Annotated in this window: 22 protein-coding genes; 16 read left to right on the top strand and 6 right to left on the bottom strand. The window is 67.2% G+C overall.

Features of this window, described 5'->3' with window-relative positions; genetic code table 11:
* Positions 1 to 8 precede the first annotated feature (8 nt).
* Genes IAG39_RS18555 through IAG39_RS18545 form a run of 3 tightly spaced genes read left to right on the top strand, consistent with a single transcriptional unit; the run spans position 9 to position 2888 of the window.
* Complete coding sequence (locus IAG39_RS18555; protein WP_059374360.1) at positions 9 to 617, top strand: cysteine hydrolase family protein; 609 nt, start codon at positions 9 to 11, stop codon at positions 615 to 617.
* Entirely contained in the window at positions 614 to 2011 is a 1398-nt protein-coding gene (locus IAG39_RS18550) for an FAD-dependent oxidoreductase (RefSeq protein ID WP_118933559.1), read from the top strand. Before IAG39_RS18555 ends, IAG39_RS18550 begins: the two co-directional genes overlap by 4 nt.
* 13 nt (positions 2012 to 2024) lie before the next feature.
* The gene (locus tag IAG39_RS18545; RefSeq protein ID WP_118933560.1) at positions 2025 to 2888 is read left to right on the top strand and encodes an oxaloacetate decarboxylase; all 864 of its coding nucleotides are present in this window, start codon (positions 2025 to 2027) and stop codon (positions 2886 to 2888) included.
* A gap of 10 nt (positions 2889 to 2898) precedes the next feature.
* On the opposite strand, the gene IAG39_RS18540 is transcribed toward IAG39_RS18545, so the two are convergent.
* Entirely contained in the window at positions 2899 to 3519 is a 621-nt protein-coding gene (locus IAG39_RS18540) for a chorismate--pyruvate lyase family protein (RefSeq protein ID WP_118933561.1), read from the bottom strand.
* A gap of 289 nt (positions 3520 to 3808) precedes the next feature.
* Between IAG39_RS18540 and IAG39_RS18535 the strand changes: the two genes are divergently transcribed.
* The 9 genes from IAG39_RS18535 (at position 3809) to IAG39_RS18495 (ending at position 13487) form a co-directional block, all read left to right on the top strand.
* Positions 3809 to 4699, top strand: a complete 891-nt coding sequence (locus tag IAG39_RS18535) for a nitrilase family protein (protein ID WP_059374365.1) — start codon at positions 3809 to 3811, stop codon at positions 4697 to 4699.
* A 38-nt stretch (positions 4700 to 4737) separates the two neighbouring features.
* Positions 4738 to 5904 (top strand): substrate-binding protein, encoded by a 1167-nt coding sequence (locus IAG39_RS18530; protein ID WP_059374367.1) that lies wholly within the window; start codon positions 4738 to 4740, stop codon positions 5902 to 5904.
* A gap of 53 nt (positions 5905 to 5957) precedes the next feature.
* Complete coding sequence (locus IAG39_RS18525; RefSeq protein WP_059374371.1) at positions 5958 to 6791, top strand: branched-chain amino acid ABC transporter permease; 834 nt, start codon at positions 5958 to 5960, stop codon at positions 6789 to 6791.
* Complete coding sequence (locus IAG39_RS18520) at positions 6784 to 8610, top strand: ABC transporter permease subunit (RefSeq protein ID WP_118933562.1); 1827 nt, start codon at positions 6784 to 6786, stop codon at positions 8608 to 8610. Before IAG39_RS18525 ends, IAG39_RS18520 begins: the two co-directional genes overlap by 8 nt.
* The gene (locus IAG39_RS18515; RefSeq protein WP_118933563.1) at positions 8607 to 9323 is read left to right on the top strand and encodes an ABC transporter ATP-binding protein; all 717 of its coding nucleotides are present in this window, start codon (positions 8607 to 8609) and stop codon (positions 9321 to 9323) included. Before IAG39_RS18520 ends, IAG39_RS18515 begins: the two co-directional genes overlap by 4 nt.
* A 61-nt stretch (positions 9324 to 9384) precedes the next feature.
* Positions 9385 to 10548 carry a transporter substrate-binding domain-containing protein gene (locus IAG39_RS18510; protein WP_059374375.1) on the top strand — a complete coding sequence of 388 codons (1164 nt, stop codon included), beginning with the start codon at positions 9385 to 9387 and terminating at the stop codon, positions 10546 to 10548.
* Between the two features lie 2 nt (positions 10549 to 10550).
* Entirely contained in the window at positions 10551 to 11186 is a 636-nt protein-coding gene (locus tag IAG39_RS18505; RefSeq protein ID WP_054456633.1) for an ANTAR domain-containing response regulator, read from the top strand.
* Positions 11187 to 11220: 34 nt separating this feature from the next.
* Positions 11221 to 12720 carry a M81 family metallopeptidase gene (locus tag IAG39_RS18500; protein WP_059374379.1) on the top strand — a complete coding sequence of 500 codons (1500 nt, stop codon included), beginning with the start codon at positions 11221 to 11223 and terminating at the stop codon, positions 12718 to 12720.
* Between the two features lie 35 nt (positions 12721 to 12755).
* On the top strand, positions 12756 to 13487 hold the full coding sequence (locus IAG39_RS18495; RefSeq protein WP_059374381.1) for a pseudouridine synthase: 732 nt from the start codon (positions 12756 to 12758) through the stop codon (positions 13485 to 13487).
* 67 nt (positions 13488 to 13554) lie between these two features.
* Here the strand turns inward: IAG39_RS18495 and IAG39_RS18490 are convergent, their stop codons facing one another.
* On the bottom strand, positions 13555 to 14460 hold the full coding sequence (locus IAG39_RS18490) for a LysR family transcriptional regulator (RefSeq protein ID WP_059374511.1): 906 nt from the start codon (positions 14458 to 14460) through the stop codon (positions 13555 to 13557).
* Between the two features lie 255 nt (positions 14461 to 14715).
* Here IAG39_RS18490 and IAG39_RS18485 point away from each other — a divergent pair, with 255 nt between their 5' ends.
* Genes IAG39_RS18485 through adeC form a run of 3 tightly spaced genes read left to right on the top strand, consistent with a single transcriptional unit; the run spans position 14716 to position 20577 of the window.
* Positions 14716 to 15912, top strand: coding sequence for an efflux RND transporter periplasmic adaptor subunit (locus IAG39_RS18485; RefSeq protein ID WP_059374384.1), 1197 nt, complete (start codon positions 14716 to 14718; stop codon positions 15910 to 15912).
* 16 nt (positions 15913 to 15928) lie between these two features.
* The gene (locus IAG39_RS18480) at positions 15929 to 19111 is read left to right on the top strand and encodes an efflux RND transporter permease subunit (protein ID WP_059374387.1); all 3183 of its coding nucleotides are present in this window, start codon (positions 15929 to 15931) and stop codon (positions 19109 to 19111) included.
* A complete protein-coding gene (adeC, locus tag IAG39_RS18475; protein WP_059374389.1) occupies positions 19108 to 20577 on the top strand; it encodes an AdeC/AdeK/OprM family multidrug efflux complex outer membrane factor in 1470 nt (489 codons plus the stop codon). The genes IAG39_RS18480 and adeC overlap by 4 nt, the downstream gene beginning before the upstream one ends.
* A gap of 66 nt (positions 20578 to 20643) precedes the next feature.
* Here adeC and IAG39_RS18470 read toward each other — a convergent pair whose 3' ends face one another.
* Together IAG39_RS18470 and IAG39_RS18465 are read right to left on the bottom strand one after the other, a co-directional pair.
* Complete coding sequence (locus tag IAG39_RS18470) at positions 20644 to 20895, bottom strand: GlsB/YeaQ/YmgE family stress response membrane protein (RefSeq protein WP_013393352.1); 252 nt, start codon at positions 20893 to 20895, stop codon at positions 20644 to 20646.
* Between the two features lie 122 nt (positions 20896 to 21017).
* Positions 21018 to 21632, bottom strand: a complete 615-nt coding sequence (locus tag IAG39_RS18465; protein ID WP_059374390.1) for an SCO family protein — start codon at positions 21630 to 21632, stop codon at positions 21018 to 21020.
* Between the two features lie 242 nt (positions 21633 to 21874).
* Here IAG39_RS18465 and IAG39_RS18460 point away from each other — a divergent pair, with 242 nt between their 5' ends.
* Positions 21875 to 22630: a class I SAM-dependent methyltransferase gene (locus tag IAG39_RS18460; RefSeq protein WP_187524004.1), complete on the top strand. Its 756-nt coding sequence runs from the start codon at positions 21875 to 21877 to the stop codon at positions 22628 to 22630.
* Between the two features lie 51 nt (positions 22631 to 22681).
* Here IAG39_RS18460 and IAG39_RS18455 read toward each other — a convergent pair whose 3' ends face one another.
* Positions 22682 to 24748, bottom strand: coding sequence for a M3 family metallopeptidase (locus IAG39_RS18455; RefSeq protein WP_118933565.1), 2067 nt, complete (start codon positions 24746 to 24748; stop codon positions 22682 to 22684).
* A gap of 126 nt (positions 24749 to 24874) precedes the next feature.
* Positions 24875 to 25726 carry a bifunctional methylenetetrahydrofolate dehydrogenase/methenyltetrahydrofolate cyclohydrolase FolD gene (gene folD / locus IAG39_RS18450; protein ID WP_118933566.1) on the bottom strand — a complete coding sequence of 284 codons (852 nt, stop codon included), beginning with the start codon at positions 25724 to 25726 and terminating at the stop codon, positions 24875 to 24877.
* Positions 25727 to 25737 lie beyond the last annotated feature (11 nt).

Here is a 25737-nt window from a genome sequence, read left to right as displayed (position 1 = left end):
CAGAGCCCATGTCAGCCTTCGATCCCCGCAGCACCGCGCTGGTCGTCATCGATCTGCAGAACGATTTCCTCGCGCCCGGCGGCGCCTATGACCGCGGCGGCGCCGTCAGCCCGCAGGCGCGGGCCTTGCCCGCCCGGGTCGCGCCCGTGGCCCGCGCGCTCAAGGCGCGAGGCGGCTTCGTGGCGGCCAGCCAGTTCACGCTATGGCCGGACGCCCACGGCGAACCCATGATTTCGCCGCATCTGCGGCAGTTGCGCCCATTCCTGCGCAAGGGCGATTTCGTCGCCGGCTCCAAGGGGCAGGCCAACGTGGCCGAGCTGGATGGGCTGGTGGACGTGTCGGTCTGGAAGGTGGCGTACTCCGCCTTCTTCAATACCCAGCTGGACTGGGTGCTGCGGCGCGCGGGCATCTCCAACGTGGTGATCGCCGGCATCGTCACCAATGGCGGCGTGGCCAGCACGGCGCGCGATGCCCACATGCGGGACTATCACGTAGCGGTGCTGGCCGACGGCTGCGCCGCGCCCACGCCGGCCATGCACGATGCCGCGCTGGCGGATTTGCGCACCGTGGCCGACGTGCTGTCCTGCCAGGACTTCCTGGGCAGGCTGGCTTCGTGAGCGCGCCGCAAGTCCTGCGGGGCTTGGCTCCCGGCGCGGACGCGATGCATGTGCCGGTGGCCATCATCGGCGCCGGCGCTTGCGGCCTGACCGCCGCGCTGCGCCTGGCCGATGCCGGCATCGAGACCGTGCTGATCGAGCGCGATGCCGCGCCCAGCGGCTCCACCGCCTTGTCGTCCGGCTTCATTCCGGCGGCGGGATCGGCGGTACAGCGGGCCGCTGGCATCGAGGACGACGCGCAGCGCTTTGCCGCGGACATCCAGGCCAAGGCGGGCGGCACGGCCGCGCCGCAGCTGGTCGATGCCTACACGGGTGCGGCAGCTGCCGCAGTGGACAATCTTGCCCGCCACGGCCTGGATTTCCAGGTGCTGGACGGCTTCCTGTATCCGGGCCACAGCGCCCGCCGCATGCACACCTTGCCCGAGCGCACGGGCGCGGCCCTGGTCGCCGCGTTGGAGCGCGCCGCCACCGGGGCCGGCGCCTATCTGCTGACCCGCGCCCTGGCACGGCAGATCTGGACGGACGAGGGCGGCCGCGTCACCGCGGTGGGCTGCGAACGTCCGGACGGCTCCATCGACGTGACCGGCTGCGACGTGCTGATCCTGGCCTGCAACGGCTTTGGCGGCAATGCCGCGATGGTGGGCGCACATCTGCCGGCCATGCGGGGGGCTGTCTACGGCGGCCATGTCGGCAACGACGGCAGCGCGATCGAATGGGGAGTGCAACTGGGCGCGCGCCTGGCCGACCTGGGCGGCTACCAGGGGCACGGCTCCTGGGCCACGCCGCAGGGCGCACTGATCTCCTGGGCCGTGATGATGGACGGCGGCGTGCAGATCAATGGCGCGGGGCGGCGCTTTCATGACGAGACCCACGGCTATTCCGAGGCCGCGGTTCATGTGCTGGCGCAACCCGGCCGCGTGGCCTGGAACGTATTCGACGACCGCACGCTGGCGCTGGCGCGCGGCTTTCCGGACTTCGTCCAGGCAGAGATGGGCCAGGCGCTGAAGACTTGCGCCGATGTCGGGGCGCTGGCGGCCCTGATCGACTGCGACGAAGCCACGCTGCGCGCGACGCTGGCGGGGGTGTCGCCCGGAGCCACCGACGCCCTCGGCCGGCGCTTCGAGCGCGCGCTGCAAGCGCCGTACCACGCGATCAAAGTGACGGGCGCGCTGTTCCATACGCAGGGCGGCCTGGACATCGACGCGCATTGCCGCGTGCTGGACCAGATGGGCAACCCCTTGCCCAACCTGCTGGCGGCAGGCGGCGCGGCGCGCGGCGTGTCGGGCAACGACGTGTCCGGCTACCTGTCCGGCAACGGCCTGCTCAGCGCGGTGGCGGGCGGCCATATCGCCGCGGCGACGGCCGCATCCCTGCTGGGCCGCGAGCTTTCCTAGGACTTTCCAAACCATGCACAAACAGAATCTGCAAGCACAGCTGGCCGGCGGCGCCGTGCTGGCTCCCGGCGTCTACGACGCCTTGTCCGCGCTCATCGCCGAACAGGCGGGTTTCGGCGCGCTATACCTGTCGGGCGCGTCCATTGCCTACACGCGGCTGGGCCGCTCGGATATCGGCCTCACCACGTACAGCGAGGTCGAGGACACGCTGGCCCGCATCACCGAGCGGGTGGCCACGCCCGTCATCGTGGACGCCGACACGGGCTTCGGCAATGCCTTGAATACGCAGCGCACCGTACGCGGACTGGAACGCGCCGGCGCCGCCATGATCCAGCTGGAAGACCAGACCTTCCCCAAGCGCTGCGGCCACCTGGACGGCAAGGCCGTGATCCCGGCCGCCGAAATGTGCGGCAAGCTGCGCGCCGCGGTGGATGCGCGCGCGCAGGCGTCCACCTTGATCCTGGCGCGCACCGACGCGCTGGCCGTGGAAGGGCTGGAAGCCGCCCTGGACCGCGCCGACTCGTATCTGGAAGCGGGCGCGGACGCGCTGTTCATCGAGGCGTTGCGCACGCCGGAGCAGATGCAGGCGGCGTGCAGCCGTTTTGCGCATCGCGTGCCGCTGCTGGCCAATATGGTCGAAGGCGGCAAGACTCCGGTGCAAAGCGCCGATGCGCTGACCGCGCTGGGATTCCGCATCGTCATCTTTCCTGGCGGCACGGCGCGCGCGGTGGCGCACACGCTGCAGGGTTACTACGCCAGCCTGCGCCAGCATGGCACGACCGCGCCGTGGCGCGAGGGCATGCTGGACTTCGACGGTCTGAACGCCGTGATCGGCACGCCCGAACTGCTGGAGCGCGGGCGCCGCTACGAAGGCTGAGGCCGGGGTGTCAGCGCGGCGTGCGCTGATGCGGCACCAGCGGCGGCACGGGTTGATCAGAAACCAGCTCCCAGAACGCCGGCAGGAAGCACTCGGCCACCAGCAGCGGCTGGCCCTGGCGCCAGAACACCGAGCGGCGCGCCCAGATGCGCCCGCCATCGCGGTCGCGCTGCCCGGTCGGCAATACCCCCAGCGCGGTGGCATGAAACGGCACCGGCGAGGCCAGCCGGCGGCAGGCAAACGGCGAACGCACCACCGTGCTGTCGTGGTAAAGCATGTCCGCCAATGGCCGGGTCAGGAGGCGGCGCATGCCTTGCCAGGCGCCGTGGGACGCGCGCAGCGGCGTCAGGCTGCGGGCGGGCACGCTGTCCACGCCGTCCACCGACATCAGCACCTCGCGGATCCATACCGGCGCGCCGGGCGCGATGCCCATCGCCCGGGCTTCATCCAGCGGCGCGCCATCGGCGTATTCGGCCAGCACGCGCAGGCGCACCTGGCCAACCTGGCGCAAGCCGGCGGTCAGCGCGCCGGGGCGGAACAGCCAGTGGCGCGGGGCAGGAGGCAGGATGGGAGGCGCGCTGGCCAGCCAGCCTGCGGCAAGGGGAGGGTGGTGTGCTGCGGGTTTGCTCATGGCTGCGTATTATGCCAAGCCGGGTGGGACGACCCAATGCGTCGCAATGACGCAGCGCCGGAACGCGCGTTTTGGCGGACCGTCCTGCCGTCCGGGAAAGCACTTATTGTCCCAGGAACCCGCGTCTCCCTATCATTCGCACACGGTCAACATTGACCTGAACGGCTTGCAGTACCCCGCAGCAATGATTGCTGCCTGAACATACAGTCTTGGCTATAGAAGCCCCCGACTTGCACGCAATGCGTGGTCGGGGGCTTTTTCGTTTTCAATTTCTGAATATGGAGCTCGCATGCAAGCGTCGGAACCGCAACGTTCTCCCGCCGCCGTGACCTGGGTGGCCAGCGTGCAAATGGAGCCCGCGATCGGCGAAACCGCCGCCAACATCGCGCGTTCCATCGAACTGGTGGAGCAGGCCGCGGCCCAGGGCGCGCGGCTGGTGGTGCTGCCTGAACTGGCCAACACGGGATACATGTTCGATAGCCGTGATGAGGCCTACGCCCTGGCCGAAGCCGTGCCGGAAGGCCCCAGCTCGCAGGCCTGGATCGCGTTGGCGCAGCGCCTGGGCATCTACCTGGTGGCGGGCATTGCGGAACGCGCCGGCGGGCGCCTCTACAACTCCGCGCTGGTCGCGGGCCCGGATGGCTATCTGGGGACCTATCGCAAGCTGCACCTCTGGGGCGACGAGAACCTGTACTTCGAGGCGGGCGACCTGGGGTTGCCGGTATTCGACACCGAGCTGGGCCGCATCGGCGTGGCCATCTGCTACGACGGCTGGTTTCCCGAAGTCTACCGGCTGCTGGCGGTGCGCGGCGCGGACATCGTGGCGGTGCCGACCAATTGGGTGCCGATGCCGGGGCAGACCCGCGACGGGCCGGTCATGGCCCATGCGTTGACCATGAGCGGCGCCCACAGCAACGGCTTGACGGTGGTGTGCGCCGACCGGGTCGGCACCGAGCGCGGCCAGCCCTTCGTGGGCCGCAGCCTGATCGTGGGGTCCCAGGGTTGGACGGCGGCAGGACCCGCCAGCATCGACCAGGAGGAGGTGCTGCTGGCGCCCATAGACCTGAAGGCCTCGCGCCGCGCGCGCCAGTTGAATGATTTCAACCATGTGCTGCGCGACAGGCGCCGCGACATCTATGACGAGCAGTTGGGCGCCGCCGCAGGCCTGCGGCAACGCTGAACGACGGTCCACGGCCGTTCCCCCCAAGGAGAAAACCCATGAAGAGCCTATTGAATAGCTGCCGGATCCGCCTGTCGTTTGTCGCATTGCTGGCTGGCGCTGCCAGCGCGCATGCCGCCGAACCGTTGCGCATCGGCGTGCCCGTCGGCCTGTCCGGCGCAAACAGCGTGGTCGCGCCGGGCGTGGTGCAGGCCTCGCAACTGGCTGCCGACGAGATCAATGCGGCCGGCGGCATCCTGGGCCGCCAGATCGTGCTGGAGATCGCCGATGACGCCTCGGGCGCGGTCGGGGCGCAGAAGGCGTATGACACCCTGGTGTTCCAGAAAAAGGTGGACGCGATCATCGCCATGGAAACCAGCGCGGCGCGCAATGCCGCGCTGCCCATCGTGTCGCGCGGCAAGGTGCCCTATATCTACACGTCATTCTATGAAGGCCGTTCCTGCAACCGCTGGTTGCACGTGAATGGCTGGGTGCCGGAACAGCAGGTCGCGCCGGTGGTGGACCACTTCATGCAGGACCGCAAGGCCAAGACCTTCTTCCTGGTGGGCAGCGACTACGCCTTCGGCCGCGGCATGCTCAAGTTCACACGGGAATATATTGAAAAGCAGGGCGGACGCGTGGTGGGCGAAGAGTACCTGCCGATCGACGGTTCCGACTGGACGCCGGTGGTCTCCAAGATACGCTCGGCCAACCCGGATGCGTTGATCAGCTCGACGGCCGGCGGCGGACCCAACGTCAGCCTGGCCAAGCAGGTCAAGGCTGCTGGCCTGTCCATGCCCTACGGCAATCTGGCGATCGACGAAGGCACGGCCAAGACCATGGGCGACACGGCGGTGGGCATGTACATGTCGGCCTCGTACCTGACCAGCATCGACACGCCGCAGAACCGCAAATTCCTGGACGGCCTGAAGGCGAAGTTCGGCAACGACGCCAAGACCGCCAACGAATTCTCCGCGCCGCAGTATGAAGCCTTCTACCTGTACAAGGCGGCGGTCGAAAAGGCCGGCGGCACCGATGCGCCCAAGGTGGTGCAGGCCTTGAGCGCAGTCACGTTCGACGGCCCGCGCGGCCCGGTGACCATGGACCGCCAGCGCCACGCGGCGTTGACCATGCGCCTGGGGCAGGTGCAGCAGGACGGCTCCATCAAGATCCTGCAGACCTTCGACAAGGTCGACCCGGGCGCGCAGTGTCCGGACCTGAAGTGACGGCCATGCCATGACAAGCGCCGCCGGTCCTGCCGGCGGCGCCGGAGAGCGATATGGGTTTGCTGCTGGACATCCTGAGCACGGCCGCCATGCTGTTCATCGTGACGGCCGGGCTGATGATCATCTTCGGCGTGATGAAGATCGTCAACTTTGCGCATGGCGCGATTCTTACGCTGGGCAGCTACGCCAGCCTGGTGGTGACGCAGCTGGGGCTGAATCCCTGGCTGGCGCTGCCGTTCGCGCTGGCGGTCGGCGTGCTGGTGGGCATGGGCGTGGAACGGCTGATCGTGCAGCCGCTGTACAAGCGGCCGCTGGACGCCATCCTGGCCACCTGGGGACTGGGCATCGTGATCGGCCAGCTCATCACCATGGCATTCGGGCGCGAAGTGAAGTTCGCGGATTCGCCCATCCACGGCGCTGTGTCCTTCCTGGGCACGGAGTATTCGGCGTACCGCCTGTTCCTGGTGCCCGCGGCCTTGCTGATGTATGCCGCCATGACGCTGCTGCTCAGCGGCACGCGCTTTGGCGTGCGGACCCGGGCCGTGATCATGAACGAGGACCTGGCGCGCGGCCTGGGCATCAATGCCGAGCGCATCCGCTTCACCACCTTCGGCCTGGGAGCGGGGCTGGGCGCGCTGGCCGGCGCGCTGATCACGCCCTTGTCCAGCGTCGACCCGAACATGGGGCTGCCGTGGCTGGTCAGCGCCTTCATGCTGGTCATGGTGTCGGGCCATTCGATCACCGCGCTGCTGCTGACCTGCCTGGTCTACGGCGCCTGCCAGGTGCTGGTAAGCGTCTACGTCAGCCCGATCCTGGGCGGCGTCACCATCGCCGTCCTGGCCGCGCTGACGCTGCGTTTGCGTCCTCAAGGATTCGCCCATGACTGACCGCGCATTGACCCCTCAAACGCTGGCTGGCGCCGCTGACGACGCCTCGGCGCAAAAGGCCGCGCGCAGCCGCAGCCTGCTGGGCCTGGCCGGGCTCTGCCTGGTGCTGACCGCGGCCGGTCCCTGGCTGTTCGACACTTATCTGCTGAACGTGCTGATCAAGGCGCTGTTCTTCGCCGTGGCGGCGGTCACCGTGGATGTGCTGTGGGGCTACACCGGCTACCTGACCTTCGGCCAGTCCGCCTTTTTCGGGGTGGGCGCATATGCCGCGGGCCTGGCCTTCACGCACTACGGATTCTCGCCTGCGATAGCGGCGCTGGCCGCCTTGGCGGCAGTGGGCGCCGCGGCGTTGCTGGCGCTGGTGACCGGCTGGCTGTCGTTCTACCGTGGGGCCTCGCCATTCTTCGCCACGGTGATCTCGTTGGTGCTGCCCATCGTGCTGATGCAGCTGGTGCTGTCCGGCGGCACCTACACCGGCTCTTCGTCCGGCCTGACGGGGTACGAAACCTTCGACTTGTCGCTGGAGGCCTGGTATGTGATCGCGGCGGGAGGCCTGTCCGCGGTGGCGCTGCTGGCCTGGGTGGTGGTGCGCAGCGATGGCGGCCGCATCCTGGTGGCGCTGCGCGACAACGAGGCGCGGTGCAGCTACTTGGGGTTGAACACCGCCCATTGGCGCATCGCGCTGCTGGTGGCCTGCGGCGCGGTGGCCGGCCTGGCGGGCTTCGGCTATGGCGCGTTCAGCGGCGTGGTGGCGCCGGAACTCACGGGCTTCGTCTTCGGCACGGAACTCATCATCTGGGTGGCGCTGGGCGGGCGCGGCACCATCTGGGGGCCGGTGCTGGGAGCCATACTCATCAATGTGGCGGGCTCCTATCTCAGCGGCAACATGCCGTTCGTCTGGCAGTTGCTGCTGGGGGTGACCTTCGTCCTGGTGATCCTGCTGCTGCCGCGGGGGCTTCTGCCCCTGCTGATCGCGCCTTGGCGCGCAAGGTCGGGTAGGGCGGCCACACCCGCGCTGGGTGAGCGCGCCATCCCCGCGCGGCAAGCCGGCGGCGCGGCCCAGGCCTTGAGCCTGGCGGGCGTGTCCAAGCACTTCGGGAGTCTGAAGGTGCTGGAAGGCATAGACCTGCAAGCCCGCGGCGGCGAACTGGTCGGGCTGATCGGCCCCAACGGTGCCGGCAAGACCACGCTGATGCGCTGCATCGCGGACGGCGCCGAGCGGTCCCAGGGCAGGCTGGAACTTTATGGCCACGAAGTGCGGCGCGACGGACCGGAGCAATGCGTGCGCCATGGGCTGGGCCGCAAGTTCCAGAATGCCAACGTGTTCGATACGCTGACCGTGGCCGAAAGCCTGCGCATCGCGACCACGCTGCGCGAACGGCCGTCGTGGTGGCGCCGGTCGCCCACGCTGCATCTGCCGCCCTATGCGCTGGAGACATTGCGCGTGACCGGCCTGGACCACTGCCTGGACCACGTGGCGCGCGACCTGTCGCATGGACAGCAGCAGGCCCTGGAGCTGGCGATGGTGCTGGCGCTGGAACCGGGCATCGTGCTGCTGGACGAGCCCACCGCCGGGCTGAGCAAGGCCGAACGCCTGCAGATCGGCCACGTGCTGTCGTCCCTGGCGCACCGTTATGGCCTGTGCTGCCTGCTGGTGGAACATGACCTGGATTTCGTCAAGGAGATCGCGACGCGCATTGTGGTCCTGCACCAGGGCCGCATCGTCATGGACGGAGGATTCCGCGAGGTCGTGGAATCAGAACTGGTGCGCACCATTTACGCCGGCGGCGCGCCGGCCGCGCAAGGAGCAGGGCAATGACGAGCATCGCAGCGCCGGCGTTGAGCATGGAAGCGGTGTCCAGCGGCTACAAGCGGGCCATGGTGCTGCATGACGTGTCGCTCACGGTCGAGCGCGGCGCCTGCGTGGCGCTGCTGGGCAAGAATGGCATGGGCAAGAGCACCTTGCTCAAGACCGTCATGGGCTATCTGCCCAAGCAGCGCGGGCGGGTCAGCGTGGGCGGGGTCGACGCCACCCGGCTGCGGCCGCACGAAGTGGCGCGCTGCGGCGTGGCCTACGCCGCCCAGGAACAGCCGCTGTTTCCTGACCTGAGCATCCGCGACAACCTGCGCCTGGGACTGCCGCGCGAGCAACTCTTCGACGAACGCTTCGCCCAGATCGCCGAGCTGTTTCCGGTGTTCACGAGCCGCTTGCGCCAGCATGCCGGCACCCTGTCGGGCGGCGAGCAGAAGATGCTGCTGGTGGCGCGCGGGCTGATGCAGCGGCCCGCGCTGCTGCTGTTGGACGAGATCACGGAAGGGCTGCAGCCCTCGGTGATCGAGCGCCTGGGCCGCGCGCTGAACTGGGAACGCGAGCGGCACGGCACGACAATGTTCATCGTGGAGCAGAACGTGGCGTTCGCGCTGGACGTGGCCGATCGTTATCTGGTGCTCAAGCAGGGCAGCATCGTCGATGAAGGCGAGGCTGGCGCGCCCGAGGCGGCGGGCAATATCATTGCTCATCTGAAAGTATGAAGGCCATGCGGCCCGGATTCGCCATGACGCACACGCGCACTACACGTTCAAGGATTCCCTCATGAGTACGCCCCAGGACAAGCACGCAGAGCGGCCGGACTGGCGCATCGGCGTGCTCTATTCGCGCAGCGGCGTCACCGGAACCACGGAATCGCAGCACTTCTTCGGCACGGTACTGGCGGTGGAGGAGATCAACGAACTGGGCGGCGTGCTGGGGCGGCCATTGGCGCCGGTGGTGTATGACCCGCGCAGCGACGCCGAAGAGTACCGCCGGCTGGCGGCCCGGCTGCTGCTGGACGACGAGGTCAGCGTCATCTTTGGCGGCTGCACCTCGCACTGTCGCAAGGCCATGCTGCCGGTGGTCGAGCGCAGCAATTCCCTGCTGTGGTACGGCTCGGTCTACGAAGGCTTCGAATATTCGCCCAACGTCATCTATACCGGCGCGGCGCCGAACCAGGGCAGCATGCAGCTGGCTGCGTACCTGATCCAGAATTGCGGCTCGCGCATCTTCCTGGTGGGCGCGGACTACATCTACCCGCGCGAGACCAACCGCATCATGCGCGAGACGGTCGAGGAGCATGGCGGCGAGATCCTGGATGAAACCTATCTGCCCCTGGGATGCGACGACAGCGAGATCAACGACGTGGTTGCTGACATTCGCCGCATCCAGCCGGACGTGGTGTTTTCCACCCTGATCGGCTCCGATGCGCAGCGCTTCTACCAGCGCTACCACGAGGCCTGCCAAGCCGAAGGCGCGGCCACCGCCCACATCCCCATCGCCAGCCTGACCATGGCGGAGTCGGAGGTGGCGGAGATCGGGCCGCGGCGCTGTGTGGGCCACATCACCGCTGCGACCTATTTCAATACGGTGGATACGCCCGCCAACGCGCATTTCCTGGAACGTTGGCGCGCCCGCTTCGGCGACCATCCCGCCAGCGTCTATGCCGAAACCTGCTACAGCCAGATGCACCTGTTCGCGCGCGCCTTGCAGCGCGTGGGCAGCATGGACACCCGCAAACTGGTGCAGGCGGTGCATCAGGTGCAGTTCGACGCGCCGGACGGGCAGATGTCCGTGCTGGCGGAAAACAACCATAGCGTGCTGACGCCGCGCATAGGCGTGTGCCGCGAGGACGGACGCTTCGACATCGTCTGGGAAAGCGACGAACCCGTGAAGCCGGACCCGTACCTCACCGCGTTCGGCCTGGACGAGTTCTGGTTGAAATAGCCATGGACCATAGCCTACGCCGCCTCTACGAGGACCTGCGCAGCGTGGCCGTCGCCGTGGTGTATCCGCCGGGCGAGGACCGCGACCTGCTGGTCGAACAGCTCAAGCGCATCGGTTGCCGCATCCATCTGCACTGGCCGTTTCCGGATGGCCCGCCCGCCGGCGTGGACGTCATCTTCTTCCAGGTATCGCAATGCGGCCGCAACAGCGCCGCCTGGACGGCCAGCGAGGTCGAGGCCACCCTGATCGCCTTGTCCGAGTACGAAACCCCGACCACGCTGAAGCAATTGCTGAAGACCAACGCGCACGGCGTGCTGACGCGGCCGTTCCGCTCCGCGGGGGTGCTCAGCACGCTGGTGCTGGCGCGTTCGGCCAAGCAGTTCCAGAGTCGCCAGCAGTCCAAGATCAACAAGCTGGAAAGCACGATCAAGGCGCGGCGCGTCATCGAAAAGGCCATCCGCGTGCTGATGGACCACCAGCGCCTGGATGAGCGCGCCGCCTATGAGCACATGCGGACCCGGGCGACGGGCCTGCGCGTGAGCGTGGCGGAAGTGGCCGCGATGATCGTCGAGGCCAGCGAGGCCATGGAAAAGCTTGGCCTGGGGGCCTTGCGCCCGGGGCCGTCCCAGAACAACTGAACGAACTGAATGCGCATGCCGAAGGAGCCGGACAATGAAGGTCATGATCGCCCGCCTGAACCACGAGACCAATACGTTCTCGCCGGTGCCCACGCCGCTGTCCGCATTCGGCAATGACGGCCCCGCCTACGGCGCCCAGGCCTATGCAGAGAACAAGGGCAAGCGCACGGCCATGTCCGCCTTCATCGATATTGCCGAGGCCAACGGCGCGACCGTGGTGACGCCGGTTTCCGCCACGGCCTACCCCAGCGGCCGGGTGTCGGCAGAAGCCTATAGCCAACTGTGCGATGCAATCGTGGCCGGCGCTCAGGGCTGCGGCGCCATCCTGCTCGATCTGCATGGCGCAATGGTGGCCGAAACTACCGACGACGGCGAAGGCGACCTGCTCGAACGCCTGCGGTGCCGCACGCCCGACGTACCCATCGCCGTGGCGCTGGACCTGCACGGCAATGTCACGCCCAAGATGATGGCCAACGCCGACGTGATCATCAGCTTCAAGACCTATCCGCACGTGGACATGTACGAGACCGGCGAGCACGCGGGCCGCATCCTGTACGACTGGCTCAATGGCGGCCCGCGCCCGGTGATGGCCTGGCGCCGCCTGCCGCTGATGACGCACACCCTGCGCAGCGCCACGGCCCAGGGCGCCATGCGCCGCGCGGTACAGGCGGCGCGGGGCGCGGAAGCGGACGGCATGCTGGGCGTCTCCGTGCTGGCGGGCTTCGCCCTGGCTGACATCCCCAATCCATGCCTGAGCGTGGTCGTGGTGGGCTCCGGGCCGCGGGAGCAGGCGGAACGGGTCGCAAGCGATATGGCGCAGGCCATCTGGGCCGAGCGCGACGGCTACTTCTACGATAGCGAGCCCCTGGGCGAGTCGCTGGCCCGCGCGGCGCAACTGGCCCGCGGCGCGGACAAGCCCGTGCTCCTGCTGGACCATGGCGACAACTGCATGTCCGGCGGCACCTGCGACACCATGGAGGTGCTGACGGCCGCGGTCGACGCCGGCCTGACGGGCATCATTGCGGGCCTGTACTGCGACCCAGAGGCAGTCGCCGCGCTGGCCGCGGCGGGCGAGGGCGCGCAGGTGGAGCTGGCGGTGGGCAACAAACGGCCGATTCCGGCCATCGGCCGCCCGGCGGCGCCCGTGCTGCTGCGCGGAGTGGTCCGCGCCGTGACTGGCGGCGAGTATGTCATTACCGGTCCGACGTACACGGGGCAGACGGCATGCATGGGCCGCAGCGCGGTGTTGGACATAGGCGCCGCGCAATTGGTGATCACCGAGAGAACCCACGAGCCCTGGGATCTGGGCGTGTTCGAGAGCATGGGGCTGGATCCGCGCCGGGCCCGCTTCGTGCTGGTGAAGTCGCGCATGTATTGCCGCCCTGTGTTCGAACCTATCTCCCAGGCGCTGGTGGAATGCGCCAGCGCGGGCGTCACCAGTTCGGACTTCGCGCTGTTTCCCTATCAGCGGCGCAGCCGGCCGCTCCATCCGCTGGATCCCATGGCGCCGTCGGACTACGACCCCGCGGCCTGAAGAGGGGGGCATGGCGTCCGCATACAATACCGGCCATGGAAAAAGTACGTATCTCCAAGCTCATGTCCGAGCGTGGGCTGTGTTCGCGCCGCGAGGCCGACACCTATATCGAGCGCGGCTGGGTCCGCGTGGACGGCGTTGTGGTATCCGAACTGGGCGCCCGGGCCTACCCTGACCAGGTCATCACCCTGGAGCGCGCCGCGCAGGCGCGCCAGACCTCGCGCGTCACCATCCTGATCAACAAGCCCGTGGGCTACGTCTCGGGCCAGGCCGAAAAGGGCTATACGCCCGCCGTGGCCCTGATCGACTCCCGCTCCCGCTATGCCGGCGACCGCGCGCCGCAGCGTTTCGAGCGTGCGCACCTGGACGGGCTGGCCGTGGCCGGCCGCCTGGACATCGATTCCCAAGGCCTGCTGGTGCTGACCCAGGACGGGCGCATCGCCAAGCACCTGATCGGCGAAGATTCCAGCGTGGACAAGGAGTACCTGGTGCGGGTGCAGGGCAACCTGTCCGAAAACGGGTTGGCGCTGTTGAACCACGGCCTGTCCCTGGACGGCAAGGCGCTCAAGCCGGCGCAGGTGCGTTGGCAGAACAGCGACCAACTGCGTTTTGTGCTGCGGGAAGGCAAAAAGCGGCAGATCCGCCGCATGTGCGAACTGGTAGGCCTGAAGGTGATAGGCCTGAAACGGGTGCGCATCGGACGGGTGTCGCTGGGTGACCTGCCGCTGGGCCAATGGCGCTACCTGCGCGAAGACGAGCGCTTCTGATTGGCCGAACTGGCCGACAGGTGTTGTCGGGCAGTCCTAAATTTTTCAATCTGTTTCCGACTTCCGTTTATTTCATGAAAGCGGGAGTATTCTTCGCCTGCCCGACATCGCCCAGGCGCTCCATCAGGAATTCGATGAAGATCCGGGTCTTGGCGGGCAGCAGCCGCGTCTCCGTCACCGCGTAGACCGGAAACGGACCCAGTTGCCAGTCAGGCAGCACACGCTGCAATTGGCCGGACTGCTGTTCGGCCGACTGGTCGCCCAGCAGCACCACGATGCCCGCGCCCAGCAGGGCCAGGCGCCGGGCCATGGCGACGCCGTTGACGGAAAAGCGGTTGCCGGGAGTGAATTCGATGTGCTGCTGGCCGTCGGTCAGGGGCCAGCGGGTCACCTGTCCGGCGCCCTTGGCGCGGAACTCTATGCACTCGTGGCGGGTCAAGTCGCTGGGATGCCGCGGTTCGCCGTGCTTCTTCAGGTATTCGCGCGAGGCGTACAGATGGGCCGGCAGCATGCCCAAGAGCCTCGCAATCTGTGACGAATCGGGCAGTTCGCCGATTTCGATCGAAATATCGCAGGTCTGGAACACGCGCTGCGCGTGATCCGGATTGGCCAGGTCCAGGAAAAACGTGACGTCGGGGTAGCGGCGGGAAAATTCCATGAACGATTCAGCCAGGAAGTCCGTGCCGAAATCCGCGGGCATGTTCACCCGCAGCGGCCCGGCCGGCGTATCGACCAGCTTCTGCAGTTCCTCATGGGCGATCTGCGCCTCGGCCACGATGCGCTGGCAGCGGTCGAAGTACAGGCGGCCCGCGTCGGTCAGTTCGACCTTGCGGGTGGTGCGGCTGAGCAGGCGCAGGCCCACGGAGCGCTCCAGTTCGGCCACCTGGCGGGACAGTGTCGATTTCGGCACGCCGAGCATCGCCGCCGCGCGGCTGAAGCTGCGCGTTTTGGCGACTTCGACGAATAGTTCCATGCCTTGCAAGCGTTTCATGGCGGAATTTTGTCATATTCAACGGTGAAGCCATTGTCCCATAAATGGAATGATGTTTTCTCAACATGCCTCTTTGTTTCTGGGGCGGGATAACGCAGAATGCGAGTTCTGCAATGCAGCAATGCGACAAAGCCCAGCCTGCGTGTTCGAGGCAAATCCACCCAATCGATGCGCACGGAACGCTCATTACGCGATCCGGGGCGGGCTTTTTTTTTGTTGAAATCGGGAATGCAATCTATGGATAAGAAAAGCGCTATGTGGCGCAGCGCGGCAGTCGTCACGCTGACGGCATCGGCCCTCATGCTGGCCGCTTGCGGCAAGAAGCAAGACGCTCCCCAGGCGGGCAAGCCCCAGGTAACGGTAGTGACGCTTGCCACGCAGCCCGTTTCGCTGACGACTGAACTGCCTGGCCGCACCTCGCCGTTCCGCGTGGCCGAAGTGCGTCCCCAGGTCAATGGCATCGTCCAGAAGCGCCTCTTTACCGAAGGCGGCGAGGTCAAGGCGGGCCAGCAGCTCTACCAGATCGATCCCGCGCTCTACCAGGCCAGCCTGGACAGCCAGAAGGCCGCCCTGGCGCGCGCCCAGGCGCAGCAAAAGACGGCCGCGCTGCTGGCCGAGCGCTACAAGCCGCTGGTCGCCACCCGCGCGGTCAGCCAGCAGACCTATGACAACGCCGTCGCCTCGCGCGATCAGGCCGCCGCCGACGTGCTGTCGGCCAAGGCGGCGCTGGACACGGCGCGCATCAACCTGGTCTACACCAAGGTGCTGTCGCCCATCGACGGCATCATCGGCCGTTCGGCGGTGACCGAAGGCGCGCTGGTCACGGCCAACCAGACCACCGCCCTGGCCGCGGTGCAGCAGATCGATCCCATCTACGTCGACGTGACCCAATCCAGCGTCCAGCTGCTGCGCCTGCAGAACGCGCTGGCCAGCGGCCTGCTGAAGAAGGCCGACGGCGAGCAGGCCGCGCTGGTGACGCTGACCCTGGAAGACGGCTCGCAGTACGCCCAGCCGGGCAAGCTGCAGTTCTCCGAAGTCACGGTGGACCAGGGCACGGGCTCGGTCACCTTGCGCGCGGTGTTCCCCAATCCGGAACGCCGCCTGTTGCCGGGCATGTTCGTGCGCGCCCGCCTGGCCGACGGCGTGGCCGCCGACGGCCTGCTGGTGCCGCAGCGCGGCGTGACGCGCAACCAGCGCGGCGTCCCGACGGCGCTGGTGGTCAACGCCAAGAACCAGGTAGAACTGCGTGAACTGAAGACCGACCGCGCCATCGGCGACAAGTGGCTGGTCACCGACGGCCTGGCCGCCGGCGACAAGGTCATCGTGGAAGGTCTGCAGATGGTGCGTCCGGGGGCTGAAGTCGTCGCCACCGAAGCCAGCGCCGCGCAGCCGGCGCAGCAGCCGCAAGCAGCCGCCGCGGCGGCCAAGCAGTAGTAGTCAGGAGCCTTGCATGGCAAAGTTTTTTATCGATAGACCGGTCTTCGCATGGGTGATCGCGATCGTGCTGATGATGGCCGGCGCGCTGTCCATCCTGAAGCTGCCGGTCTCCCAATACCCCAACATCGCGCCGCCAGCCATCGGCATTGCGGTGACCTACCCGGGCGCTTCCGCGCAGACCGTGCAGGACACCGTGGTGCAGGTGATCGAGCAGCAGATGAACGGCCTGGACGGCCTGCAGTACATCTCCTCGGAAAGCAACTCCGACGGCAGCATGTCCATCACCCTGACCTTCACGCAGGGCACCAACCCTGATACCGCGCAGGTCCAGGTGCAGAACAAGCTGTCGCTGGCGCAGCCGCTTTTGCCGCAGGAAGTGCAGCAGCAGGGCATTCGCGTCACCAAGGCCACCAAGAACTTCCTGATCGTGGCGGGCTTCGTGTCCACCGACGGCTCGATGACCAAGGACGACCTGGCCGACTATGTCGCCTCCTATGTCCAGGATCCCATCAGCCGCACGCAGGGCGTGGGCGACTTCCAGCTGTTCGGCTCGCAGTACGCGATGCGCATCTGGCTGGATCCCGCCAAGCTCGTCAACTACGGCCTGACCACGGTCGACGTGGTGGCGGCGATCAAGGAACAGAACGTGCAGGTGTCGTCCGGCCAGCTGGGCGGCCTGCCGTCCGTGCGCGGCCAGCAACTGAACGCCACCATCATCGGGCCGTCGCGCCTGGAGAAGGCGGAAGACTTCGGCCGCATCCTGCTCAAGGTCAACGCCGACGGCTCGCAAGTGCGCCTGGGCGACGTGTCCACCATCGAACTGGGCGGGCAGACCTACGCCATCGACAGCTTCTACAACGGCAAGCCGGCCTCGGGTCTGGCGGTCAAGCTGGCGCCGGGCGCCAACGCGCTGGATACGGCCCAGGCGGTGCGCGACACCATCAACAACCTGAAGCCTTACTTCCCGCCGGGCATGGACGTCGTCTATCCGTACGACACCACGCCGTTCGTCAGCCTGTCGATCCACGAGGTGTTCAAGACGCTGATCGAGGCCATCATCCTGGTCTTCCTGGTGATGTACCTGTTCCTGCAGAACTTCCGCGCCACCATCATTCCCACCCTGGCGGTGCCGGTGGTGCTGTTGGGCACGTTCGGCGTGCTGGCGGCGTTCGGTTATTCCATCAATACGCTGACCATGTTCGGCATGGTGCTGGCCATCGGCCTGCTGGTGGACGACGCCATCGTGGTGGTGGAAAACGTCGAACGCGTGATGGCCGAAGAGGGCTTGTCGCCCAAGCAGGCCACCCGCAAGTCCATGTCGCAGATCACCGGCGCCCTGATCGGCATCGCCATGGTGCTGGCGGCGGTGTTCATTCCCATGGCCTTCTTCGGCGGTTCCACGGGCGTGATCTACCGCCAGTTCTCCATCACCATCGTGTCCTCCATGGTGCTGTCGGTGATCGTGGCCATCGTGTTCACGCCGGCCTTGTGCGCGACCTTGCTCAAGCCCATCCCCAAGGGCCATCATGGTTCCAAGAAGGGTTTCTTCGGCTGGTTCAACCGCGCGTTCGACCGCAGCAGCCACGGCTATGCCAATACCGTCGCACGCGGCCTGAACCGCACCAAACGCCTGATGGTGGTGTACCTGGCGCTGGTTATCGCCATGGGCTGGATGTTCACCCGCATCCCGACCGCGTTCCTGCCGGACGAGGACCAGGGCATTCTGTTCGCCCAGATCCAGACGCCTGCCGGCGCGACGGCGGAAAGCACCAAGGCCGTCATCGACGACGCCACCAAGTATCTGCTGACCGAGGAAAAGGACGCCGTCACCTCGGTGTTCGCCGTCAACGGCTTCAACTTCGGCGGCCGCGGCCAGAACGCGTCCATCCTGTTCATCAAGCTGCGCGACTGGGAAGAACGCGGCGACGCGCGTCTGAAGGCCGGCGCCGTGGCGGGACGGGCCAACGCGCACTTCCGCAAGACGGAGCGCCGTGCGCAATTGTTCGTGGTGCCGCCGCCGTCCGTGATGGAACTGGGCAACGTCACCGGCTTCGACTTCCAGTTGATGGACCGCGCGGGCGTGGGCCATGAGCGGCTGCTTGCCGCGCGCAACCAGCTGCTGGGCGAAGCCGCCAAGAGTCCGGTCCTGCAGGGCGTGCGCCCCAACGGCATCGAAGACGCGCCGCAGTATCAGCTGGACATCGACCGCGAGAAGGCGCGCGCCCTGGGCGTGGCCGTCTCGGACATCAACAGCACGCTGGCCACGGCCTGGGGTTCGTCGTACGTCAACGACTTCATCGACCGCGGCCGCGTGAAGAAGGTGTTCGCGCAGGGCGAGGCGTCGTCGCGCATGCTGCCGGAAGACCTGAACAAATGGTACGTGCGCAACAAAGAGGGCGACATGGTGCCGTTCTCGGCCTTCGCCAAGGCCACCTGGAGCTACGGCCCGCAAAAGCTGAACCGCTATAACGGCGTGCCGTCGTACAACATCCAGGGCCAGGCGGCGCCGGGCTACAGCTCGGGCGCGGCCATGGAGGAAATGGAACGCCTGGCGAGCAAGTTGCCGGTGGGCGTGGGCTTTGAATGGACCGGGCTGTCGTTCGAAGAACGCCTGTCCGGCGCCCAGGCGCCCGCGCTCTACGCGATTTCGCTGATCGTGGTGTTCCTGTGCCTGGCTGCGCTGTACGAAAGCTGGACCATCCCGTCGGCGGTGATGCTGGTGGTGCCGTTGGGCATCATCGGGGCCTTGCTCGCCACCATGATGCGGGGCTTGTCCAACGACGTGTACTTCCAGGTGGGCCTGCTCACAACCATCGGTCTCGCGGCCAAGAACGCCATCCTGATCGTGGAGTTCGCCAAGGAGCACTACGAGCATGGCGCCAGCCTGACGGAATCGGCCATCCACGCCGCGCGGCAGCGCCTGCGTCCCATCCTGATGACGTCGCTGGCGTTCATCCTGGGCGTGACGCCGCTGGCGATCTCGTCGGGGGCGGGCTCGGGCAGCCAGAACGCCATCGGCACGGGCGTGATCGGCGGCATGCTGACCGGCACCTTCCTGGCGATCTTCTTTGTTCCGGCCTTCTTCGTGATCATGCTGCGCGTCTTCAAGGTCAAGCGCATGAGCGAAAACGTCGACGAGCACGACACCAGCGCCAACGGCACGCAGGGCGTCTCGACGGAGGGCCAACCGCAATGACATTCCCGATGAGAACCTTGCTGTCTGTTTCCCTGGCGGCGGCCCTGGCGGGCTGCTCGCTGGCCCCCACCTACGAACGGCCGGACGCGCCGATCGATGCGGCCTATCCCACGGGTCCGTCCTACCAGGCGGCCCAGCCCGCGGACGCGGGCGGCCTGATGACGGCCGATATCGGCTGGCGCGATTTCTTCGGCTCGGATCCGCTGCTGCAACAGCTGATCGAACAGTCCTTGGCGAACAACCGCGACCTGCGCGTGGCGGCCCTGAACGTCGAGGCGGCGCGCGCCCAGTACCGCATCCAGCGCGCCGACCTGATGCCCAGCATCGGCATCGCCGGCCAGGAATCTGCCCAGCGCTCGCCGGCCGACTTGTCGGCCAGCGGCCGCGCCACCACCAGCCACAGCTACCAGGTCGGCGCCGCCATGTCGGCCTGGGAGCTGGATCTGTTCGGCCGCATCCGCAGCCTGAGCGACAAGGCGCTGGAATCCTATCTGGCGCTGGATGAAACCCGCACTGCGACCCAGCTGACGCTGATCGCCGAAGTGGCCAATGCCTACCTGACCCTGCGCGCCGACCAGGAACTCGTCGGCCTGACGCGCGACACGCTCAAGAGCCAGCAGGATTCCTTCAAGCTCACGCAGCAGAGCTACGACCAGGGCCTGTCCACGGCGCTGGACCTGAGCCAGGCGGAAGTGTCGCTGCGCACCGCCGAGCGCAACCTGTCGCAATACACGCGCCAGGCCGCGCAGGACCGCAATGCGCTGGTCCTGCTGGTGGGCCAGCCGCTGTCGCCCGAGCTGACGGCGGCGCTGGACAACGCCGTCCAGCTCGACGATGGCATGCTGCCGACCACCTTGCCCGCCGGCCTTCCGTCGGATCTGCTGGCCCGCCGCCCGGACATCCGCGCGGCCGAGCACCAGTTGAAGGGCGCCAACGCCAATATCGGCGCGGCGCGCGCCGCCTTCTTCCCGACCATCAGCCTGACGGGCTCGGCCGGCACCGCCAGCGCCAGCCTGGGCGGGCTGTTCGAAGGCGGCTCGGGCGCCTGGAGCTTCGTGCCCCAGATCACCGTGCCGATCTTCGCGGGCGGCTCGCTGCTTGCCGGCCTGGATCTGGCCAAGGTGCAGAAGAACATCCAGGTCGCGCAGTACGAGAAGTCGATCCAGACGGGGTTCCGCGAAGTGGCGGACGCCCTGGCCGGACGCGGCACCCTGGACGAGCAAATCCAGGCGCAGCGGCTTCTGGTAGCCGCCAACCAGCGCGCCTACGACGCGTCGGACCAGCGTTTCCGCCAGGGTATCGACGACTACCTGAGCGTGCTGGATTCGCAGCGTTCGCTGTACACCGCGCAGCAGGCGCTGGTGGATACGCGCCGGGCCAGGCTGTCCAATCTCGTCACCCTGTACAAGGTGCTGGGCGGCGGCTGGACCGAACGCACGGCGACCGCGCAGGCCCAGCAGCAGTAAGGGCAGGCGAAAAAAAACGGGCCGATCTTTCGATCGGCCCGTTTTCATTTCAGGTCCAGCAGAACGTCAGGCGCGTTTTTTGGCGATCAGGCCAACCACGAACAGCACGACGATCGCGCCGACGACCGATCCGATCCACCCAGCGGGTTCGCCCGGCGCGTACCAGCCCAGCGATTGGCCCAGGAAGCCGGCGACGACCGAACCGACGATACCCAGGATGGTGGTCATGATGATCCCCATGTTCTGGTCTCCGGGCATGATGGCGCGGGCGATCAGGCCCACGACGAACCCGACGATGATCATGATGATTATGCTCATGCGCGTACTCCTTGCTGGAAGTAAAAGGGGGCAGTGTGGCTAGATGATACTCACGCCCCGCGCACAGCGGCTGTAACAACTGGTGTATGGGGCGCGCGGGCAACATCGCGCCCTGCTGGCGCTCAGGAAGTCAGGTCGATCAACTGGCGCACGTCCTTGGTCATGGCCTCGATGCTGTCGGTATCCGAAGCCAGCAAGCGCGCCTTGCCGTCCTTGTCGAATATATACACGCCGCGGCTGTGCGTGACTTCGTACATATCGGCGTCGTCCCCGGGGCGCGGCTTCTCGATCTGGTAGGCCACGCGGTAGCGGCGCGCCAGGTCGGCGATCTGCTTTTCATCGCCGGTCACGCCGATGGCGTTGTTGTTGAAGGCGTTGACGTAGGCCTGCAGGATGTCCGGCGTGTCGCGGTGCGGGTCCACGCTGACGAACAGGATGCGCACGTCGCGGGCCTTGTCGCCCAGGTTCTGCAGCACGGCCGTCAACTGCGCCATGGTGGTGGGGCAGACGTCCGGGCAGCTGGCGTAGCCGAAGAACAGCAGCACGGTCTTGCCCTTCAAATCGTCGCTGCTGACCATCTTGCCGCCTGCGCCAGGCAGGGAGAACTTAAGGTCGGGCAGGTGCCCCTTCACGTTGTACAGGGTCCAATCGACGTTCCTGTCGCCGCAGGCAGCGAGAAACACGCACAGGGTCAGCAGCAGGCTGCGCAGGGCGCGGCCGGAAATGAGGTGTCGCATGAGTCCAAGGGCCGGTAGGGGGTAAACCTTTTGATTCTACCCGCAAGCCGCGGGCAGGGCGCAGCGGGCAAGGGACGCCAACTTGGGGGCGGCTTGTCCTGGCGCAAGCCGCGGGGCCGCCCCGTCCACTTGTAAAGCTTTGTCTAGTTATTGTTTGGAAGTGGCGAATTCTCCAGACCGGGTGCCATGGCTGCCGCTACATTCAGGGCCGTGTCAGATTTCAAGAGCTAGAGGCGCCACATATGGACATGCCGGTCAGGAATTCCTTGGGCTATCCCTACTATCCGTACTACCCCGTCGTGCTCGACATCCTGCGCAGCCGCCTGGCGGATTCGGTGCTGGACGCGCCTTGCGGATTGGGCTGGCTGGGCGACATGCTGCCCGCCGCCAGCGGCCGGCAGGTCGATATCGATGGCGTGGGTCTGTGGGAGTTTCCGCCGGCGGACGGCGGCTACCGCCAGGTGGCGGAGCACGACCTGGAAACGCCATTGACGGTTGCCGCTGCCTACGATGCCGTGGTCTGCTGCGAGGCGATCCATTTGCTGACCAACCCCGGCGTGCTGATGCAGAGCTTTTATCGCGCGCTGCGGCCGGGCGGCACGCTGATCGTCACCACGCCCAACACCTGGTACTTCCGTTCGCGCCTGCAGTTCCTGCTGCGCGGCTTTCATTCGGGGTTCCGGCCCATGGTCGGACGGCAGCGTGGCGAGGATTACGTCACGTACTTTCCGTGGAGCTTTCCGCAGCTGCATCTGCTGTTCAAGCACTACGGTTACACCGACATCACCTTGCACGACGTGGACGAGAACAAGCCCAAGCGCATGGCGGAGCATGTGCTGGCCGTGCCGTCGCGGCTCTACTACGGCCGCAGGCTCAAGCAGGCGCAGGATGAGGAAAGCCGTCGCTACTGGAAGCAGGCCGGTTCCGACCAGTCCGTGCACGGGCGCTGGCTGGTGATGTCGGCGCGCCGGCCGGTGGACGATTCCGCCGCGGCATAGAAAACGGCCCGCCAGGGCGGGCCGTCGGATTGCGCGCGGAGGCGCGGACGCTCAGGCAGGCGTCATGCCGCTATGGCGCAGCAGGGCGTCGATGCGCGGCGCGCGCCCGCGGAAGGCGGCGAAGGACTCTGCCGCCGGGCGCGATCCGCCCACGGCCAGCACCTCGCGGCGGAAGCGTGCGCCCGTTTCGGGATCCAGCGTGCCCAGCGCGTTGCCGGCCTGGCGCGCCGCCGCCTCTTCGAAGGCTTCGTAGGCGTCGGCCGATAGCACCTCCGCCCACTTGTAGCTGTAATAGCCCGCGCCGTAGCCGCCCGCGAACAGATGCGAGAAGGCGTGCGGCAGGCGGTGCCAGGCGGGCGGGAACAGCACGGCCACTTCCTGGCGCACTTCCTGCAGCAGGGCCAGCACTTCGGCAATCGACGCGCCCTGGGCGCGGTCATGCATCAGCATGTCGAACAGCGCGAACTCGATCTGGCGCACGGTCTGCATGCCGCTCTGGTAATTGCGGGCGGCGACCAGGCGGTCATACAGTGCGCGCGGCAGGGGCTCGCCCGTGTCGACGTGGGCGGACAGCTTCTGCACCACCGCCCATTCCCAGCAGAAGTTCTCCATGAACTGCGAGGGCAGTTCGATGGCGTCCCATTCGACGCTGGCGAAGGCCGCGGCGCCGGGTTCGTCCACTTCGGACAGCAGGGCGTGCAGCGCATGGCCGGTTTCATGGAACAGCGTGATGACGTCGTCATGCGTCAGGACGGCCGGCTTGTCGCCGTTGGGGCGCGAGAAATTGCAGGTCAGGTAGGCGATGGGCGTCTGCACCTTGCCAGCCACGACGCGGCGCGTGCGTTCGCTGTCGACCCAGGCGCCGCTCTGCTTGCCGGCGCGGGCGTACAGGTCCAGGTACAGATAACCAATGAGTTCGCCCTTGGGGCTTTCCACGCGCACGCCGCGCACGTCGCCATGCCAGGACGAGACGGGCGTTTCCGCCAGGCGCACGTCGAACAGGGTCTCGATGACCTCGAACAGGCCGGACAGCACGCGTGGTTCGGTGAAATACTGCTTCACCTCGTCTTCGGAATAGGCATAGCGCGATTCGCGCAGGCGCTCGGAAGCGTAGGCCACGTCCCAGGGCTGCAGGTCGTCCAGGCCCAGCTCGCCGGTGGCGTAGGCTTTCAGCTCCGCCAGGTCGCGCTGGGCGTAGGGCTTGGCGCGCGCGGCCAGGTCGCGCAGGAATACGGTGACTTCCTGCGCGTCGCGCGCCATGCGCGTTTGCAGGCGCAGCGCGGCGAAGGTGCCCAGGCCGAGCAGGCCGGCTTCTTCGGCGCGCAGGGACAGCAGCTCTTCGATGAGCGGCGAATTGTCGAACTTGCCATCGCCGTGTTCCGACGCCACGGTGCCGTAGCCGCGGTACAGCGCTTCGCGCAGCGTACGGTCCTGGGCATACTGCATCACGGGCAGGTAGCACGGCATCTTCAGCGTCAGCTTCCAGCCCGGCTTGCCGTCTTCCTCGGCCGCGGCGCGGGCGGCGGCCCGCACGTCGGCCGGAATGCCTGCCAGGCGGGCCTCGTCCTCGACCAGCAGCGACCAGGCGTCGATCGAGTCCAGCACGTTTTCGGAGAATTTCTGCGAGGCCTGGGCCTCGCGGTCGGAAATGGCGGCGTAGCGTTCGCGGTCGGCGCCTTGCAGCTCCACGCCGCTCAGGCGGAAGTCGCGCAGGGCCATTTCCACGATGCGGCGGCGCACCGGCGTCCAGGACGCGAAATCGGGGGCGGCGGCCAGGCGCTGGTACTGCTTGTACAGGCCTTCGTGCAGGCCAACCCAGGTGGAGAATTCGGTCACCAGGGGCAGGGCGGCGTTATACGCTTCGCGCAGCTCCGGGGTGTTGACCACGGCATTCAGGTGGCCCGCGACCGACCAGGCGCGCCACAGGCGTTCCGAGGCGGTATCCAGCGGTTCAACCACGGCTTCCCAGGTGGGCGCCAGCGCAGGGTCGGCGGCGCGGTCCACGGCCAGGCGGGCGATGCCCAGCAGCTCCTCGACTGCCGGCACGATGTGTCCGGGTTTGACGGCCGCATAGTCGACGAGGTCGGAAACAGGGGCGAGCAGGGGATTCTGGGACATGGCGGTAGCGGCGGGAATAGGGACAAGAATCAGTTTGGGGCGATTCCCCGGAATGCAAGTGCGATGGGCGCGGCGCGGGAGTTCTGGCAGAAGAACTCCCGCGCCGCGCCCATGACATGCAAAGTATCAGCCTGCGGCGCGTTCCGCGGCTTCGATGGTGTTGACCAGCAGCATGGCGATGGTCATGGGACCCACGCCGCCCGGAACGGGGGTGATGGCGCCCGCCACTTCCTTGGCCGAGGCGAAGTCCACGTCGCCGCACAGCTTGCCGTCAGCGCCGCGGTTGATGCCCACGTCGATGACGACTGCGCCGGGCTTGATCATCGAACCGTCGATCATGCCGGGCTTGCCGGTGGCGACCACCAGCACGTCGGCGCGGCGGGTCTGGGCCGCCAGGTCGCGCGTCTTGGAATTGCAGATGGTGATGGTGGCGCCGGCCTGCAGCAGCAGCATCGCCATGGGCTTGCCGACGATGTTGCTCGCGCCCACGATCACGGCTTCGGCGCCACGCAGCGTCACGCCTTCCGATTCCAGCATCTTCATCACGCCATAGGGCGTGCAGGGGCGGAACAGGGGCTGGCCGGTCATGAGCAGGCCGGCGTTGCTGATATGGAAGCCGTCCACGTCCTTCTCGGCCGCGATGGCTTCGATGACCTTGTGGGAGTCCATGTGCTTGGGCAGCGGCAACTGCACCAGGATGCCGTGGATGGTCGGGTCCTGGTTCAGGATGGCGATGCGGGCCAGCAGCTCGGCCTCGGTCATGTCCGCGGGGTACTGTTCCTTGACGGAATGCAGGCCGGCCTTTTCGCAGGCCGCCACCTTATTGCGGACGTACACCTGGGAAGCGGGGTCTTCACCCACCAGCACCACGGCCAGGCCGGGGCGGGTACCCTTGGCGGCCAGGGCCGCAACGCGTTGGGCAGCTTCTTCGCGAATGCGCGCCGACAGGGCCGCGCCGTCGATAATCCTTGCAGTCATTCGGCGGCCTC

This window comes from Achromobacter xylosoxidans, from assembly GCF_014490035.1.
In the GTDB taxonomy this organism is placed as follows: domain Bacteria; phylum Pseudomonadota; class Gammaproteobacteria; order Burkholderiales; family Burkholderiaceae_B; genus Achromobacter; species Achromobacter bronchisepticus_A.
The sequence above is the reverse complement of the archived record's forward strand: the minus strand, read 5'-3'. Positions and strand labels throughout refer to the sequence as shown.

What these genes read in the sequence shown, in the direction of transcription:
- IAG39_RS18500 (WP_059374379.1), top strand. Translation starts at nt 11,221, where the DNA reads ATGAAGGTCATGATCGCCCGCCTGAACCACGAGACCAATACGTTCTCG.
- IAG39_RS18555 (WP_059374360.1), top strand. Translation starts at nt 9, where the DNA reads ATGTCAGCCTTCGATCCCCGCAGCACCGCGCTGGTCGTCATCGATCTG.
- IAG39_RS18470 (WP_013393352.1), bottom strand. Translation starts at nt 20,895, where the DNA reads ATGAGCATAATCATCATGATCATCGTCGGGTTCGTCGTGGGCCTGATC.
- IAG39_RS18480 (WP_059374387.1), top strand. Translation starts at nt 15,929, where the DNA reads ATGGCAAAGTTTTTTATCGATAGACCGGTCTTCGCATGGGTGATCGCG.
- IAG39_RS18545 (WP_118933560.1), top strand. Translation starts at nt 2,025, where the DNA reads ATGCACAAACAGAATCTGCAAGCACAGCTGGCCGGCGGCGCCGTGCTG.
- IAG39_RS18505 (WP_054456633.1), top strand. Translation starts at nt 10,551, where the DNA reads ATGGACCATAGCCTACGCCGCCTCTACGAGGACCTGCGCAGCGTGGCC.
- IAG39_RS18460 (WP_187524004.1), top strand. Translation starts at nt 21,875, where the DNA reads ATGGACATGCCGGTCAGGAATTCCTTGGGCTATCCCTACTATCCGTAC.
- IAG39_RS18540 (WP_118933561.1), bottom strand. Translation starts at nt 3,519, where the DNA reads ATGAGCAAACCCGCAGCACACCACCCTCCCCTTGCCGCAGGCTGGCTG.
- IAG39_RS18535 (WP_059374365.1), top strand. Translation starts at nt 3,809, where the DNA reads ATGCAAGCGTCGGAACCGCAACGTTCTCCCGCCGCCGTGACCTGGGTG.
- IAG39_RS18485 (WP_059374384.1), top strand. Translation starts at nt 14,716, where the DNA reads ATGGATAAGAAAAGCGCTATGTGGCGCAGCGCGGCAGTCGTCACGCTG.
- folD (WP_118933566.1), bottom strand. Translation starts at nt 25,726, where the DNA reads ATGACTGCAAGGATTATCGACGGCGCGGCCCTGTCGGCGCGCATTCGC.
- adeC (WP_059374389.1), top strand. Translation starts at nt 19,108, where the DNA reads ATGACATTCCCGATGAGAACCTTGCTGTCTGTTTCCCTGGCGGCGGCC.
- IAG39_RS18515 (WP_118933563.1), top strand. Translation starts at nt 8,607, where the DNA reads ATGACGAGCATCGCAGCGCCGGCGTTGAGCATGGAAGCGGTGTCCAGC.
- IAG39_RS18495 (WP_059374381.1), top strand. Translation starts at nt 12,756, where the DNA reads ATGGAAAAAGTACGTATCTCCAAGCTCATGTCCGAGCGTGGGCTGTGT.
- IAG39_RS18490 (WP_059374511.1), bottom strand. Translation starts at nt 14,460, where the DNA reads ATGGAACTATTCGTCGAAGTCGCCAAAACGCGCAGCTTCAGCCGCGCG.
- IAG39_RS18455 (WP_118933565.1), bottom strand. Translation starts at nt 24,748, where the DNA reads ATGTCCCAGAATCCCCTGCTCGCCCCTGTTTCCGACCTCGTCGACTAT.
- IAG39_RS18510 (WP_059374375.1), top strand. Translation starts at nt 9,385, where the DNA reads ATGAGTACGCCCCAGGACAAGCACGCAGAGCGGCCGGACTGGCGCATC.
- IAG39_RS18520 (WP_118933562.1), top strand. Translation starts at nt 6,784, where the DNA reads ATGACTGACCGCGCATTGACCCCTCAAACGCTGGCTGGCGCCGCTGAC.
- IAG39_RS18525 (WP_059374371.1), top strand. Translation starts at nt 5,958, where the DNA reads ATGGGTTTGCTGCTGGACATCCTGAGCACGGCCGCCATGCTGTTCATC.
- IAG39_RS18530 (WP_059374367.1), top strand. Translation starts at nt 4,738, where the DNA reads ATGAAGAGCCTATTGAATAGCTGCCGGATCCGCCTGTCGTTTGTCGCA.
- IAG39_RS18465 (WP_059374390.1), bottom strand. Translation starts at nt 21,632, where the DNA reads ATGCGACACCTCATTTCCGGCCGCGCCCTGCGCAGCCTGCTGCTGACC.